The organism is Shinella sedimenti, assembly GCF_022601905.1.
GTDB classification, from domain to species: Bacteria; Pseudomonadota; Alphaproteobacteria; order Rhizobiales; family Rhizobiaceae; genus Shinella; species Shinella sedimenti.
The window spans coordinates 299439-314402 of sequence record NZ_JAKVIN010000007.1 but is presented as its reverse complement, the minus strand read 5'-3'; the positions used below and the strand labels follow the sequence as shown (position 1 = coordinate 314402).

Below are 14964 nucleotides of genomic sequence, written 5' to 3'. Positions count from 1 at the left end.
GTCAGACGATTTCACCGTAGAATGTGCGTTCGAGTGCGGTCACTTCGTTGGCAAAGCGACGATACTCGGCGCGCTTGAGGGCGAGGAAGACGTGATGCAGACGCTTGCCGAGCGCCTCCTTGAGGAAGGCGGAGCTGCCCGCCGTCTCGATGGCGCCGCGCCAGTCCGGTGGCAGATCGTCGCCGGTGGCTTCGGCATAGGCCGTCGTTTCCGGGCCGGGATCGGTCTTGGCGAGGATGCCCTTGCGCATGCCCGCAAGCACCGTCGCGCCAACGAGATAGGGGTTGGAATCGATTCCGGCCGCGCGCTGCTCCAGATGGCGGCCCGCCGGCGAGCCCGCTGGAATGCGCACGGCGACGCTGCGGTTATTCGTTCCCCAGGTCGGCGTCGTCGGCGCGTAGCTCTGCGCGGAAAAGCGACGCCACGAGTTGAAGTGCGGCGCGAAGACGAGCATGGATTCCTCCATCGTCTCCAGCAGACCCGCGACGGCGTGTCTCAAGAGGGGCGACAGGGCTTCGCCATGATCGGCAAACAGGTTTTCGCCTGCGGCGTCGCCAAGGCTGGCGTGGACATGCATGCCCGAGCCGGCCCTGCCGGCGAAAGGCTTGGCCATGAAGCAGGCCATCATGCCGTGGCGCACGGCAAGCGCCCGGATGAGCCGCTTCAGCATGGCAAGGTCGTCAGCTGCACGCAGCGCGCCGCCATGGCGCAGCGTCAGTTCGAACTGGCCCTGGGCATATTCCGAAATCATCGTCTCGACAGGCAGGCCCTGCGCTTCCGCACCGCGATAGACCGCGTCGATGAAGGGTTCCAGCCGGTCGAGTTCGGAAACACCATAGACCTGAATGCCCTCCGGCCGCTCGTCCGTGAGCGGCAGGCGGAGCGGCTGGAAATCGCCATCTGCCGTACGTTCGCGGTCCAGAAGGTAGAATTCCAGTTCGTAGGCAAGGACGGGATGGTATCCGTCGGCCCCCAGCAGATTGACCTGCCGTGCCAGCGCATGGCGCGGGTCGGCATCCATCGGCGTGCCGTCCAGTTCGTAGAGCGCCAGCCGCACTTCGCCGCGCGGCGGCGACGTCCAGGGCAGGGGCGCTAGGGAGCCGGCAACTGGCCAGGCGCGGCGGTCGGCATCGCCGTCCGACCAGACAAGGCCGGTTTCCTCAACGTCCTCGCCGGTGACGTCGAGGCCGAGAATGGAGCCCGGGAGGTGTCGGCCGGATCGGAAGATCGGCAACAGCTCGTGTCGGCGGATGATCTTGCCGCGCGCGATACCATTGAGATCGATCAGCACGAGATCGAAGGCGGTGATTTCCGGATGGGCGGCCAGAAACGCCTCTGCCTCGGAAATATCTGCGGCAGAGGCTGGGCGATTGGCGACATCACGGCTCATGCGGCGGCCCTCCGCTCAATAAGGCGCTCAAGCACTGTCGAGAAGGCATTGACGAGACCACCTGCCTGTTTTTCGGAGAGGGCAGGGCTGACGAGTACCATGTTGTGGAACGGCGTCAGTAGATAACCGAGGTTCAGCATCGAAAGATGCAGCGCCGCCTCGATCGTGTCCGATGCCGCGGCCCGCGCCTCTGCGGCGTTCTTGACCGGCAGGGCGGAGAAGACGACCTCCAGCCGCGCGCCCACGCGCGAGACGGTCCAGTCGAGCCCGGCGCCTGCGATGGCCGCCTTGAAGCCGGCCTCGATGCGGTCGGCATTGGCCTGCATCTTCGCATAGGCCTCCTCGGTCATGACGTGTTCGAGGCAGGCGCGCAGGCAGGCAAGCTGCAGCGCGCTGCCGGACAAAGTGGTGCCGATGCCGGAATGACCATGCCCGCTCTGCTCGCGCCGTATGACATGCAGCTTGTCGGAGATCGCCTGCGTCATGCCCCAGACGCTGACCGGCACGCCACCACCGATCGGCTTGCCCATGACGATAAGGTCCGGCTCGAGGCTGTGTACCTTCGTATAGCCTCCAAGCCCGGTGGAGATGGTGTGCGTCTCGTCGATGAGAAGCAGTGTGCCGGCCTCGCGGGTGAGGTGGCGCAGCGTATCGTGGAAGCCCGGAGCGGGCGGGATCATGCCGCAGTTCGTCATGACCGGTTCAGCGAGCACGCAGGCGATGTCGTTGGCGGCAAGCGCGTCGGCAAGTGCTGCTTCGTCGTTGAAGGGAATGGAGACCGTCAGTTCACCGAGATCGCGCACCTGCCCGAGCAGGTTACGTCGCGAGATGGTCTTGCCGTCGACGAGGTCGACCAGCGTATCGTCCACCGCGCCATGGTAGCAGCCATCGAAGACGAGCAGTTTGGCGCGGCCCGTGACTGCGCGGGCGACACGAATGGCGAAGCGGTTGGCATCGCTCGCGGTCGCACCAAGCTGCCAGCGCGGCAGGCCGAAGCACTCGACCAGCAGGCGGCCGACGACCTGCGCATCGGAGGAGGGCAGCATGGTGGTAAGGCCGCGCATGCCGGCATTCTTCAACGCCTCCAGCACGGGGGCAGGGCCGTGACCGAACATGGCGCCGGTATCGCCGAGGCAGACGTCGACAATGCGGTTGCCGTCGAGATCGACAAGTTCCACGCCGCTTGCCTGGTCCACGACGAGCGGAAAGGGTGTTGGCCAGTCGAGCATCCAGTGTTGCGGCACGCCATCGAAGAAGCCCGATGCCTCCTCGTCATGGGCCGCCGCGCAGCGCGGACGCCTTGCACGAAAAACCTCCGCTTCCGCCTCGATGAGCGCGCGTGCGCGCGCCTCCAGGTTCGCCCTCTCCATCCCGTTCTCCAGCAGGTCCATTAAAAATGTGATCACATATTGGTTGATGTGATTTCAAGTGTCAAACGGCAAGATGGCATGATGTTGAACATCCGTAGCAAGATCATGCGGCGAAGGGCGCGATTGAAATTTCGCGGTTTCCAGGCAGAATGCCGTTGAGGATGGAGGAGGGCGGACAATGCTCGAGCATGCTCTGCTTTATGATGCGCAAGGCCAGCCGCTCTTGAGCGGCAGGCTGAATGCGTCGCGCGACTGGTCGGAGGTCAATGCGTTCTGCCACCGGGTCTATATGCCGCTGGCGACCCGGCCGCTCGTCGCAGGCGCCGATCCCAACGCCACCTTGCGCACGCTGTCGATCGGCCGGATCGTGCTCAGCCGTTTCTGCTTCGGCGTGCCGACGCGGGCGGACGAATTCGATCCGTCGTCGGGCAATATCATCGTGGTCAACACCATGCGCGGCGGGGTGCGCCATCCGCTCACGGACGGGTCAGGTTTCGACACCGTCGCCGGAGACAGCTACGTCGTCGATTGCAGCCGCACCGACTACTGGAACATTGCCGATGGTGACGACCTCCAGTTCAACCTGACCATCCCGCACAAGCTGATGGAGGAGACGGCGCAGCGTTGGTACGGCTTCGTGCCCGAAGACGACCTGTGGAAGAAGCGGCTGGTTTTCGGCCGCGGCCACTCGCCGTGGCTCTCCCTTCTCGACTACGCAACCCTGTCGGTCGATGCGCAGAACAACCGCATCTCCAGTCCGCTCATCGAAAGGCGGATCGAGGAGACCCTTTGCCTGGAACTGTTGCGCGGCTGGGCGGAATGCTCGGGCCTCAATCTCGAGACGGGCGCGCGCGGCGCTGCACCGCGTTATGTGCGTGAGGCGGAGCGGCTGATGGAGGAGAGGGCGCATGAGGCGCCATCCGTCGCAGACATTGCCGCACAGCTTGGCATTTCCGCCCGAAGCCTTTCAGACGGTTTTCGGCGTTTTCGCGGTGTGACGCCGCATGACTATCTGACCGCCCGGCGGCTCGACGGGTTGCGCAAAGCGCTGGAGGAGGCGCCGCCCGGCCAGACGGTTTCGTCCATTGCCGGGGCGAGGGGATATGTGAACCTCTCCGCAATGACGGCCTTCTATCGGCAGCGCTTCGGCGAAACGCCGTCCCAGACATTGCGAAATCGCTTCGCCCGGATGTAGTGGCGCGACTGCATTTTGGTGCAGCGCCTTTGCACCGGACGTGTGGCCGCCGATCCGTTTCGGTAGCCGATTTGAGCGCATGCAACTGAATGCTTCCGATTTCGATGAGCGCCTTCCCGAATGGAGCAGGCGTCGCTCTGATTGCCGCCCGTTCCTCGTCTAGATTGCGCATGGGTGCCCGTGGGGCGCCTCACCATCCGGACAGGAGACGGGTTTGTGTGATCTTTGCAAAACCATGCTGAGGGGCGCGCCCCCGCGGGAGGATCTGATGAAAGCGCTTGTTTATTACGGCCCCGGGAAAAAAGACTGGGTCGAAAAGCCGAAGCCGGTCATTCAGGAAGCCACGGATGTCATCGTGAAGATCACGAAGACGACCATCTGCGGTAGTGACCTGCACATTCTCAAGGGCGATGTACCGAGTGTCGGCGAAGGGCGCACGCTCGGTCACGAAGGCGTCGGTATCGTCGACGACGTCGGCAGCGCCGTGCGTAACTTCCGCAAGGGCGATCCCGTGCTGATCTCCTGCATCACGTCCTGCGGCTCGTGCCCGAACTGCAAGCGCCAACTCTATTCCCATTGCGATGATGGCGGCTGGCAGCTCGGCAATACAGTCGATGGAACCCAGGCCGAATATGTTCGCATCCGCCACGGCGACAATTCGCTCTATCCGATCCCTGAGGGCGCGGATGAGGAAGCGCTCGTCATGCTGTCCGATATCCTGCCGACTGGTCTTGAAATCGGTGTTCAGGCGGGCGGCGTGAAGCCGGGCGATACGATCGCCATCGTTGGGGCCGGGCCGGTCGGCATGTCGGCACTGCTCACGGCGCAGTTCTACTCGCCGGGCAGGATCGTGATGATCGACATGGACCCGGCGCGCCTGGCGCTAGCCCGTCAGTTCGGCGCCACCGACACTGTTCAGGTTGGCGAAGAAGATGCCGCGTCTCGGATCATGGATATGACCGGCGGCCAGGGCGTCGATGTGGCGATCGAGGCGGTGGGCGTTCCCGCGACCTTCGACATCTGCCAGAAGATCGTCTCGGCCGGCGGCAAGATCGCCAATGTCGGCGTTCACGGCAAGCCGGTGGAACTGCGCATTGAGGATCTCTGGATCAAGAACATCAACATCTCGATGGGCCTCGTAAACACCAACACGACGCCGATGCTGCTGAAGACGGTGAAAGCCGGAAAGTTCGATCCCGGCAAACTCATCACGCACCGCTTCCGGCTCGACCAGATCCTTGACGCCTACGACGTATTCGGCAACGCCGCCCGCGAAAAAGCGATGAAAGTCATCCTCGCGGCCTGACAATCAAACCACGGCAGCCCGCCATGCGCCGATCGGGCACTGGCGGGCTGCTCGCCTCAGTCGGCGACATCTTGTGTGTTCCATAATACAGATTACGCGATCTTTGTGTGTAGCCGCAAAGTTGAAGTGTCCTGATTCTGCAAAGTTGGAATGTCACTCTCCCCGGGGCCTGAATGATGCCTGGGAGATTGCAGATGGGATTGATAGCGATGAGCGAGCGCGATCTGCAACGGATCGAGATTTTGTCGAAGGTGGTTGCCGGCCGGATGACCACAGTGTCGGCGGCGCATGTGCTTGATCTGAGCGAGCGCCAGGTGCGCCGGCTGCTGGAGCGTATACGGACTGGCGGCGCGGCTTCGATCCGGCACAAGGCGATTGGTCGGCCCTCGAACAACCGGATCAGCGACCGGGTTCGCGATTATGCAATGACGCTGGTTCGCGAACGCTATGCGGATTTCGGACCGACATTGGCGACGGAGAAGCTGGCCGAGCGCGATGGACTGCGTGTATCGCGCGAGACGGTGCGCAGTTGGATGGCTGATGCCGGCCTCTGGCTGTCGCGCAAGCAACGCCGGACGTTTCATCGGCCGCGGTTACGGCGAGAAGCCTATGGCGAACTGGTGCAGATCGACGGCTCGGAGCATCGCTGGTTCGAGGATCGCGGACCGTCTTGCTCGCTGCTGGTATTTGTCGACGATGCGACTGGCAGGTTGATGCAGCTGCGCTTCGTGCGTTCCGAAAGTGCCTTCAGCTATTTCGAGGCATTGGAGCTGTATCTCAAGCGTCATGGCGCGCCGGTTGCCTTCTATTCGGACAAGCATTCAGTGTTCCGGGTGGCGAAGAAGGATGCCAGGGGTGGTCAGGGCATGACCCAGTTCGGGCGTGCGCTCTGCGAGCTAAATATCGAGATTCTCTGTGCAAATTCGAGCCAGGCCAAGGGTCGGGTCGAGCGGATGAACCGGACGCTGCAGGATCGCCTGGTCAAGGAGCTCAGGCTTTCTGGCATCGGCAGCATGGAGGCGGGCAATGCGTTCTTGCCGGGCTTTATAGAGGACTACAACGCGCGTTTTGCAGTCGTCCCTGCCCGTCCCGACAATCTGCATCTGCCGCTGAATATGGCGCCGGATCGGTTGACTGAGATCCTGTGCAAGCGCGAGCAGCGCTATGTCGGATCGCAGCTGACGTTTTCGTTCGAGCGCAAGCGGATCATGCTGGAGGAGACCGCGGTGACGCGTGGCCTGGTTGGCCGTTATGTCGAGACCTATGCCTATGCGGACGGTCGGCTTGATGTGCGATGGAAGGGACATTCCCTGCCCTATCAGGTGTTCGACAAGGACCAGCGGGTGACGCATGCGGCAATCACCGAGAACAAGCGGCTCGGTGATGTCCTGGCATATATCAAGGAGCGTCAGGACGAGCGCCCGGCGCCTGACGTGAAGAACAACAGCGATAAGAATGGATACATCAAACGCGGGCGTGGACCCGGTCGTCGGAAAGACTTCACGACCGATCCGGTTGTGATTGCGCGGCGGCAGAAAGCACTGTCGCAACAGCCGGCTGCGGAGTGAGGCGTCTCAAAGCTAAAGCCGAAGAGATGTGTCAACCACCCGCCCCGATCTGATCTTGCAAGCGGGATCAGCCGCTCAGATCGGGGCTGGTCGGTGTTGCGTGTGGTGACATGCGGACATTTCTACTTTGCAAACCCGCGGACATTCCAACTTCCCAGCCACATTGTGTTCGGCGCATATGCTTCACCTGAGCGAGCGCCAGGTGCGTCGGCTGCTGAAGCGCATGCGGAACTGGCGGCGCGGCTTCACGAGCCGATGCGTAGCGCATCCGCACCTTTTGCCTGCAACGCCTCGATCGATTCCAGACCCATGAGAGCAAGGTTGATTGTCATTTCGCTTTCCAGGATGCTCAGCATCCTCGCAATGCCGGCTTCGCCGCCGGCGGCGAGTGCGAAGGCGTAGGCTCTGCCAAGCAGGACGCCAGAGGCGCCAAGCGCCAAAGCCTTCAGGATGTCAGAGCCGCGGCGGAAACCGCTGTCGATGAGCAATTCGAGCTCGCCCCGCGTCCTATCGGCAATTTCTGGCAGGACGCTGATCGTCGATGCGGCGGAATCAAGTTGTCGTCCCCCATGGTTGGAAAGCACGATCGCGTCGGCGCCAACCTCGCGGGCCTTCATAGCATCATCCGGTTCGAGAATGCCCTTGATGACGAGCTTGCCCTTCCAGCGGTCGCGAAGCCATTCGATCTGCGCCCAGTTCAGCGTCTTGTCTATCCTGCGCGACAGGTTGGCTGCCTGCTCAAGAGCGCCTTTGCCGAATCCCGGCTTGCGGGCGAGAATCTCGACCGCCGGCGTGCCGGCCCGCAGGATGTCGTAGCACCAGAAGGGTCTGGTCGCCATGTTAGCGAGCATCCTCGGCGTCGGACGCGTTGCCGCGCGAAAGCCATTCCTGACATCCTTCTCGCGGATTCCCGTAATGGCCGTGTCAACCGTTACGAACAGTGCACCCGCCCCGGCCCGTTCGGCGACCGTCAGCAGTTCCTCCGTCAGACCCTTGTCGTTGAGGACATAGAGTTGGAAGTCCCGGTTGCCGCCTGCGGCGCGCGCGACCGTCTCGATGGATTTGAGCGAAAACGTCGACAGGCAATAGGCAACGCCCGCTTTCGCCGCGGCCTTGGCGGCGAGAATATCGCCCTCGCCGCGGTAGAGACCGAGATAGCCGACAGGTCCAAGCATCAGCGGCAAGGACGAGCGGCGCCCGAGGAACGTCGTCGTGAGATCCTGCGTGTCATGGCCTGTCAGGACGTTTTGCCGGAGGGCGATCCCGTCGAAATCCCTGCGGTTTCGCCTTAGCGTTTCTTCTCCGAAACTGCCGCCGTCGATATAGTCGAAGAAAATCTTCGGTAGACGTCGCTTCGCGGCAAGGCGGAAATCGTCGACATTCACGATCATCTTTCGTCAATCCTGTCCATGGCGGCACTCAGTACCGGTACGGTATCCCTGTTATACGTCAGCACGGGGATCTATCGCGTCGAAGAACTCGGTCAGGAAATCCGGCCCCGCCACAGGTTCACTGCCGGCCATGACGGCCAGGGAGAACCCGATCAACGAAGAGACCGGGTTATGAGTCGTTGCACCGGCCCGCAGGTTCATCACCAGGGTCGGGCAAAGGAAGAGGCCGAGCTTCACCACTCGGCGCCAGTCATCCGGCAGCATCCCACGCATGTGGAGCGTCTTGAGAAGAGGCTTCCACATGTCGGCGGCCTTTACGCCGAGTAGGTCCTTTCGCACCGGGCTCGGCGCCCAGTTCATCGTCACATCGAGCACGCCGTCAGAAAACGCGGCCCTGGCCTCGTATGTGTCCGCCGCCAACGCGGGGTCGTAGAGCCAGAGGGGATGCGCAAGCACGTTGTGGAACGTGGTCTTTACCTCGGCCAGCAGCGTGGGGATATGTTCGCCTGCGAAAGCGGGGTCGAAGAACGACAGGGAGGCCTCCTCCCCTCTTTCCGAGTACCAGACATTGGCATTATGTGCATCGCCATGCGCCGTCACCCCGCCCGCATCCGCAAGCCTGCTAGGAGCGATGCGAGCATGAGCCGCCGCGAACAGATCGCCGACAGTTTCGGCATATTCAATGCCATTGATGCAGAAGTGCGCTTTCGAGAACGTGTCCCAGGAAAGGGACGTGCCTGGAAATGCGAAGTCCTGGTCGACGTAGAAATTTTTGAACCGCCCCCCTGGAAAGGCGCCCGTTGCTGGATCGATCAGGCGTTCGAAGAAGAGGCGGTTTATGGGTTCTGCGGCCGCCTGATCGGGTGTGATCGGGTGCAACGTCTCAAGGTAGACGTCGAGAACCTCACGGCTGAGCTTTCGCTCGGCCGCAACGGCCTTGGCGCGACGCTGCAGATCATCCTTCAGATCGAGCTCGCGCAGGACGTCGGAGAAACGGGGATCGCGGCGGCGGCGATAGACCAGGATCTGCTCGCCGGGAAGGACGGACATCAGGACTGGCTGATCCACCGGGAGGCCGGCCTTGGCGAGAATGTCGGCGCGGTAGTATTCGCCGCTCATTGCTTCTTCACCCTCCTCCTGGTGGAACTTGAAGAAGAACTCGCCCTCCCCCGTATCGAAGAAGCCGTTCAGCGAGTTGAGGCTGTATTGGTCGTAGTTGATCGTCACGTTGCGAGCGTCGAGCTTGAACAGGTCGCGCAGCAGATCCGTCAGCAAGGCTTCCGCCGTGCCATCCCGGCTTTTCGCGTGATGCCGGATATCGGCTGTACGGCTGGATTGGGCAGTCATGCTATTGCTCCCGGCGCATTGCATCGCTTGCGGACCGGGACGGAGCCGGCCCAATGTTATCATCTGGCCCGGGCGTGCCGGACCCAACTTCACCCAAGTTCGACAATCGACTTGAGCTTTGAGGCGCCGCCATCAAGGAGTTTCCGGTAGGTATCTGGAATGTCGTCCAGGGTGGCGATCGGATCGCAGAGGCGCTCCAGACTTGGTGCGAGAGTAGGCAGGAGTGACACCGCTTCTGGCAACTCTTCGTTGAAGGCATGGCATCCGAGAAGCCCGATCTCCCGTTCGACGAGGAGGTTGGGATCGAGATCGATCCGGCCATGGCTTATGCCCACGAGCGCAAAGGCCCCGCCTCCGGCCAGAAGATCCAGGCCGGCGCGGATCGCCTGCCCGCTCCCCGTCGCATCCAGCGCATAGCGCAGACGTCGGTCGCCCAACGCGGCAGAGATCGAGGCCTGCTCGAGCGCAACGCGGTGACCGCCCGTCACATCCTCGACAAGCGCCAGCCTGCTGGCATTTAGATCGGCGAGAAGGAGCGGACCGTCATGGAGCCGGGACAGCAGCAGCGCGCTGAGGCCACCAATGGTGCCACATCCGATGACCAAAACAGGTTCTCCGGCAGGCAGGGCAAGCCGTCGCACGGCATGCAGCGAAACCGCGAGCGGCTCCGCCATCGCAGCCACGCGGGGCGCAAGTGCCCTGTCATGACGCACCACAAGCTTTGCCGGAAGTTGGGTCTTCTCCGCGAAACCGCCGTCGCATACTTCGCCGACGAAGCCGAGTTTCTCGCAGATATGGGGCCGGCCGCTCAGGCAAGCCGCGCACGCGCCGCACCAGACGCGCGAGTCAGCGGAAACGTAGTCTCCGACCATTAGCTCGGTTACGCCCGCGCCCACGGCGATGATCTCGCCGCAGAACTCGTGGCCTGCGGTGGAAGGACGGCGGCTGATCCACTGGCCCGTGCGGAAATTGTGCAGGTCAGAGCCGCAGATGCCAGCCGCGCGAACCTTGAGGTTCACATAGCCCGGCGGCGGGGGCGGCGGCGGTTCCACCTCTTCCACCCTCAGATCCAGCGCATCGTGAAGCCTCACCGCCTTCATCGGCTCAGCCCTTCTTGGTCAGGTACTGCTCGCGCAGTGGCGACACGGCGTTGGCATGCGACGAGAACCCTTCGTAGACCGCCAGCTTGTGGGCATGGCCGGCAAACAGTGGATAGGCGCTCTTTGTGACGTAACCGATAGAGCTGCGCTTGACAAAATCGTTTACCGAAAGTGGCCCGAAGGTGCGCGCCCAGCGGCTCGTCGGGAGAACGGCATTCGGCCCGAGTGTGAAGTTGGCGATGCTGACGGGCGTATGAGGACCCATGAGGATCTCAGCTGCCTCGGTGATATGGCCGAGATGGGCGAACGGGTCTTCGGAGAGGATTTCCAGATGTTCCGGCGCATAGGCGTTCACGAATTCGTAGCTCTCCTCAAGCGACGATGTAAGGACGATCCCGCCGTTCTTTCCGGTCAGAACCGTGGTGGAGAAGCCCACACGTTGCTCCGTCATACGCGACCAATGGTCCGGAAGGGAGGCGAGCGCTTCTTCCGCGACACGACGGCTGTGCGTGACGAGATAGGCGGAGGAATCGGGGCCGTGCTCGGCTTCGATGAGAAGGTCCATCGCTGCGAGGCCGCCGTTGACGGTGTCGTCGGCGAAGATCATGCCTTCTGACGGGCCTGCGGGCAGGCCGGTGTCGATGACGCCGGCCAGCAGGCGTTTGGCAGCCACTACCCAAGGACTGCCGGGGCCGACGATCTTGAGCGCCGGTTTGATCGTTTCGGTCCCGTAGGCGACGGCGGCCACGGCCTGCGCGCCGCCGACCTTGTAGACTGTTTCCACGCCGGCGATGCGGGCGGCCACGAGCGTGGCGGCATCGACGGTGCCGTCAGGTCCGGGAGGCGTCACGATGGCAAGGTTCGGAACCCCGGCGACGACGCCGGGTACCGAGGTCATCATGGTGACGGAGGGAAAAGAGCCCTTGCCGCGCGGGACATAGAGCGCGACAGAGGAAATCGGCGTGAACCGGTCGCCTGCAAAAGCGCCTGGGCGGATTTCCTTCAGCCACATGGCTTCCGGCTTCTGCTCTTCATGGAAAATGCGAATGTTCTCGACGCCGAACTCGATCGACTTGATGACGTCGGCATCGACCTTCTTGAAGGCATCGTCGAACTCCGCAGGCGTGACCTTGATGTCCTTCTCGGTGATATCGGCCTTGTCGAGGTCGCGGCCGAAGCGAGCGACGGCGGCATCGCCTTCCGTTCGGACCGCTTCGATGATCGGCTGCACCTTTTCGATGAAACCGGAAATATCGGTTTCTGAGCGACGAAGAAGGGCTGCCTTCTGCTCGGCGTTGAGCCTTGCATAGTCATGGAAGGAGACATTGGTCATTTCGTTTTCACCTTGATTCCGACGGACGGGGTCATTTGGATTTGAGGAAGATATCGAGGCCGACGAGCCGGTCGAGCAGCGTAATCGCGATGCCGGCGCAGACGATGAACACGACCGAGATTGCGGCAAGATCGGGCGTGATGATCGAGCGGATTGAGTTGTAGATCTGCACGGGAAGTGTGACGCTTCGCGCGTCCACGAGAAGCAGGCTGACCAGGAACTCGTTGAGCGCGAGAATGAACATCAACAGCGAGCCGGTGATCACACCGGGCAGCACGGCCGGCAGCGTAATATAAAGGAATCGCTGGAGCGGCGGTGCGCCGCAATTAGCGGCTGCAAGTTCAAGGTCCTCGTTCAGGTTGCTCGCACTGGCCGTAACCGCCCAGATCATGAAGGGCAAATTGATCACGCAGCAGGCGATGCCGACCGGCCAGAGCTGGCCGAGCACGCCCATATTGCCGAACACGAGCATCATGCCGATGCCGGACCCGATCAGCGGGATCGTGAAGGGCAGCAGCAGGTAGATCTGAATCGCCTTCTCGAAACGCACCTTGTACTTCGCGAGCGCGATCCCGGCGAGCGTGCCAACCGGAATGGAGACGACGGTGCAGATCGCCGAGACGATCAGGGAGCGTATGAAGGCCTGCCGCAGGTCAGAGGCGCCGAGGATCGCGCCGTACCACTTCACGGAAAGGCCCTGCGGTGGAAAGGTAATCATATTTCCGGCGGTGAAGGACGCGCCGAGAACCACAATCGTCGGGGCTGAGAGCAGGATCAGGGCGATTGCGACGAACGTCCATATGACGATGGTCTTGCTGCGGCTGCCGATCATTTGCGGCCTCCCGTCATGGCAAGCGTTCCTGCGCCGAACACGGCAAAGACCACGCCCACCATGATAGAGCCGACGGCAACAAGCATGAGCGAGAGTGCGGCTCCGAGACCCTGGTTGGACGTGCGGAAGAACTGGTCGTAGATGGCGTTGGCGATGAAGTCCTGCGAGCCGCCGCCGAGGATCGCCGGGATGGCGAAGTCCGTGAGCGAAAGCGTCATGACCACCAGTCCCGCACCGACGAGGCCCGGTCGCGCCAACGGGAGTACAATATGCCGGAAAGTGCGTACCCAGTTGGCGCCGAGCGATCCGGCGGCTGATTCCAACTCCTCGGGAATGGCCGTCAGTGCCGGGGCCAGCATCAGTACCGCGAAGGGCAGCATGTACTGGATGAGGCCGAAGAGCACGGCTGGATAGTTGTAGAGCAGGCGCACCGGCGGCACACCGACGAGGCCAAGCGCTTCATTCACCATGCCCTGGTTGCCAAGGATGATCAGCCAGCCGTATGCGCGCACAACCTGACCGATGAAGAATGGAAGAAACAATGCGACGAGCAGGAATTTGCGCAGCCCGGAAGATTGTGTGCGGACCATCAAATAGGCGTAAGGCAAGGCGAAAAGCAGCGTGATGACGGTGACGATGACCGACCCCATGAGGCTGCGGCTGGCCACGACGGCGAAGAAGCCCGAGGTGATCGCCTGCCTGTAGTTCTCCAGGCTGTAATCTTCGGAAAACAGGAAGGTGCTGGTGTCGAGAACGCGTAGGCTTGCATCTCCGATCTGGAAAAGGCCGAGCACGAGCAATCCGACGAGCACCACGGCGGGGAGAAGCATCAGATAGGGCAGCAGCCTGTGCAGGCTCGCGGGCCAGATGCGGGCACAGACGTTCTCGAGCATATCCATGACGCGCCACGTCAGAGGATATGCGACACGGGAGTTTCGCATGACGGTCTACCTTGTTGGAAGAGCCCCGCCGCCGGCAAGGTCGGCCGGCGGCGGGTCGCGCAGGATCAGCCCTGCATGATTTCCTTGAACTTCGCGAACCAGACGCTTTCGTTTTCGACCTGCACCTTGGACGAGATGCGGATCAAATGCTTGAAGGCCTCTTCCGTCGTCGGATAGGACGGATCGTTCGCGAGGTCGGCAGGCGGCGTGAGGCCCGGGACCACGCCAGGGAGCCCAAGCCCGTCGAGCCATACCTGCTGCGCTTCCTTGTCAAGGGCGTGGTTGATGTACTGCTTGGCCCAGTACAGTTCGTTCTCCGGCAGGCCCTTCGGGATCCAGAGGCCGTCCGTATCGAACTTGGCCCCCTCCTCCGGCACGACCCATGCGAGCTCGATGCCGTTCTTCTTGGCTTCACGGGCATTCGTGGAAATCGTGCAGGCGGCGTCGATTTCGCCCTTCTGGAACCAGGTCGTGAAGTCAGGATCTTCACCGAGCAGCGGCTGCTGTTCCTTGATCTTGGCAATAAAATCCCAGGCCGGCTGCATGTTGCCGGGGATGTCCTCGAGCTTGCCGCCGCCGGCGACCTGGGCCGGGAAGTGGAACCCGATGCCGTCGTTGTAAAGCGCGATGCGGCCCTTCAGCTTCGGGTCGAGCAGATCCTTCCACGACGTCGGCGGACCGTCGGGGAATGCCGAGGGGCGATAGGCCAGAACGTAGACGTAGCCATAGGTGTTGACGATCGGATAGCCATCCAGGCCAACCGGCTTTGCCAGATCGGTGGTGTTCTTCAGGTTGGGCAGGTCGGAAAGGTCTTCCGTCACGCCGCGCAACGCCGATTTGGTGGCGTTCGTCGTGGTGTCCCAGTTGACGTGGATCGGCGGTACACGCTTTTGCGCGACAGCGGCCCAGACCTTCGGCTGAATTTCATTATCTTCGGTCAGATCATGACGAACGGCGATACCCGTCATCTTGGTGAAGCTGTCGGACACGCCTGCCTTCAGGCTGTCGACCCAGCTTCCGCCCCAGGCGCGAACGATGATTTCTGATGGTTTTTCCGGCTCCTGCGCGAAGACGCGTGTGGCGCCGAGCGGAGAAAATACGGTGGCTGCCCCTGCAGCGGCGATCGTGCCGAGAACCGAACGACGGCTCACGGGCATCGAGAGAAGTTTTTGGTCGGACATGCTGTTCTCC

12 protein-coding genes are annotated in these 14964 nt (G+C 62.3%); 3 read left to right on the top strand and 9 right to left on the bottom strand.

Annotated features, from left to right (window positions below; all coding sequences use genetic code 11):
* Window position 1: 1 nt before the first annotated feature.
* Complete coding sequence (locus MKI86_RS17775; protein WP_241603477.1) at window positions 2–1390, bottom strand: glutamine synthetase family protein; 1389 nt, start codon at window positions 1388–1390, stop codon at window positions 2–4.
* A complete protein-coding gene (locus MKI86_RS17770) occupies window positions 1387–2760 on the bottom strand; it encodes a transaminase (RefSeq protein ID WP_241603474.1) in 1374 nt (457 codons plus the stop codon). The genes MKI86_RS17775 and MKI86_RS17770 overlap by 4 nt, the downstream gene beginning before the upstream one ends.
* Before the next feature lie 178 nt (window positions 2761–2938).
* Between MKI86_RS17770 and MKI86_RS17765 the strand changes: the two genes are divergently transcribed.
* From MKI86_RS17765 to MKI86_RS17755, 3 genes are all read left to right on the top strand, one after another.
* Complete coding sequence (locus MKI86_RS17765; RefSeq protein ID WP_241603471.1) at window positions 2939–3955, top strand: AraC family transcriptional regulator; 1017 nt, start codon at window positions 2939–2941, stop codon at window positions 3953–3955.
* Window positions 3956–4223: 268 nt separating this feature from the next.
* Window positions 4224–5261, top strand: coding sequence for a zinc-dependent alcohol dehydrogenase family protein (locus MKI86_RS17760; protein ID WP_241603468.1), 1038 nt, complete (start codon window positions 4224–4226; stop codon window positions 5259–5261).
* A gap of 194 nt (window positions 5262–5455) precedes the next feature.
* Window positions 5456–6829: an ISNCY family transposase gene (locus MKI86_RS17755; RefSeq protein WP_241603465.1), complete on the top strand. Its 1374-nt coding sequence runs from the start codon at window positions 5456–5458 to the stop codon at window positions 6827–6829.
* A 245-nt stretch (window positions 6830–7074) separates the two neighbouring features.
* Here the strand turns inward: MKI86_RS17755 and MKI86_RS17750 are convergent, their stop codons facing one another.
* The 7 genes from MKI86_RS17750 to MKI86_RS17720 form a co-directional block, all read right to left on the bottom strand.
* Window positions 7075–8220: an alpha-hydroxy acid oxidase gene (locus tag MKI86_RS17750; RefSeq protein ID WP_241603462.1), complete on the bottom strand. Its 1146-nt coding sequence runs from the start codon at window positions 8218–8220 to the stop codon at window positions 7075–7077.
* Window positions 8221–8271: 51 nt separating this feature from the next.
* Window positions 8272–9495, bottom strand: a complete 1224-nt coding sequence (locus MKI86_RS17745; RefSeq protein WP_370880006.1) for a hypothetical protein — start codon at window positions 9493–9495, stop codon at window positions 8272–8274.
* A 161-nt stretch (window positions 9496–9656) separates the two neighbouring features.
* The gene (locus MKI86_RS17740) at window positions 9657–10667 is read right to left on the bottom strand and encodes a zinc-dependent alcohol dehydrogenase (RefSeq protein WP_241603459.1); all 1011 of its coding nucleotides are present in this window, start codon (window positions 10665–10667) and stop codon (window positions 9657–9659) included.
* Between the two features lie 4 nt (window positions 10668–10671).
* Complete coding sequence (gene hisD / locus MKI86_RS17735) at window positions 10672–12000, bottom strand: histidinol dehydrogenase (RefSeq protein WP_241603457.1); 1329 nt, start codon at window positions 11998–12000, stop codon at window positions 10672–10674.
* Between the two features lie 31 nt (window positions 12001–12031).
* A complete protein-coding gene (locus MKI86_RS17730) occupies window positions 12032–12832 on the bottom strand; it encodes an ABC transporter permease (protein WP_241603454.1) in 801 nt (266 codons plus the stop codon).
* A complete protein-coding gene (locus tag MKI86_RS17725; protein ID WP_241603450.1) occupies window positions 12829–13773 on the bottom strand; it encodes an ABC transporter permease in 945 nt (314 codons plus the stop codon). The genes MKI86_RS17730 and MKI86_RS17725 overlap by 4 nt, the downstream gene beginning before the upstream one ends.
* Before the next feature lie 65 nt (window positions 13774–13838).
* Window positions 13839–14954, bottom strand: a complete 1116-nt coding sequence (locus tag MKI86_RS17720; protein ID WP_241603447.1) for an ABC transporter substrate-binding protein — start codon at window positions 14952–14954, stop codon at window positions 13839–13841.
* Window positions 14955–14964 lie beyond the last annotated feature (10 nt).

What these genes read in the sequence shown, in the direction of transcription:
- MKI86_RS17770 (WP_241603474.1), bottom strand. Translation starts at nt 2,760, where the DNA reads ATGGAGAGGGCGAACCTGGAGGCGCGCGCACGCGCGCTCATCGAGGCG.
- hisD (WP_241603457.1), bottom strand. Translation starts at nt 12,000, where the DNA reads ATGACCAATGTCTCCTTCCATGACTATGCAAGGCTCAACGCCGAGCAG.
- MKI86_RS17730 (WP_241603454.1), bottom strand. Translation starts at nt 12,832, where the DNA reads ATGATCGGCAGCCGCAGCAAGACCATCGTCATATGGACGTTCGTCGCA.
- MKI86_RS17740 (WP_241603459.1), bottom strand. Translation starts at nt 10,667, where the DNA reads ATGAAGGCGGTGAGGCTTCACGATGCGCTGGATCTGAGGGTGGAAGAG.
- MKI86_RS17755 (WP_241603465.1), top strand. Translation starts at nt 5,456, where the DNA reads ATGGGATTGATAGCGATGAGCGAGCGCGATCTGCAACGGATCGAGATT.
- MKI86_RS17720 (WP_241603447.1), bottom strand. Translation starts at nt 14,954, where the DNA reads ATGTCCGACCAAAAACTTCTCTCGATGCCCGTGAGCCGTCGTTCGGTT.
- MKI86_RS17775 (WP_241603477.1), bottom strand. Translation starts at nt 1,390, where the DNA reads ATGAGCCGTGATGTCGCCAATCGCCCAGCCTCTGCCGCAGATATTTCC.
- MKI86_RS17725 (WP_241603450.1), bottom strand. Translation starts at nt 13,773, where the DNA reads ATGCGAAACTCCCGTGTCGCATATCCTCTGACGTGGCGCGTCATGGAT.
- MKI86_RS17765 (WP_241603471.1), top strand. Translation starts at nt 2,939, where the DNA reads ATGCTCGAGCATGCTCTGCTTTATGATGCGCAAGGCCAGCCGCTCTTG.
- MKI86_RS17750 (WP_241603462.1), bottom strand. Translation starts at nt 8,220, where the DNA reads ATGATCGTGAATGTCGACGATTTCCGCCTTGCCGCGAAGCGACGTCTA.
- MKI86_RS17760 (WP_241603468.1), top strand. Translation starts at nt 4,224, where the DNA reads ATGAAAGCGCTTGTTTATTACGGCCCCGGGAAAAAAGACTGGGTCGAA.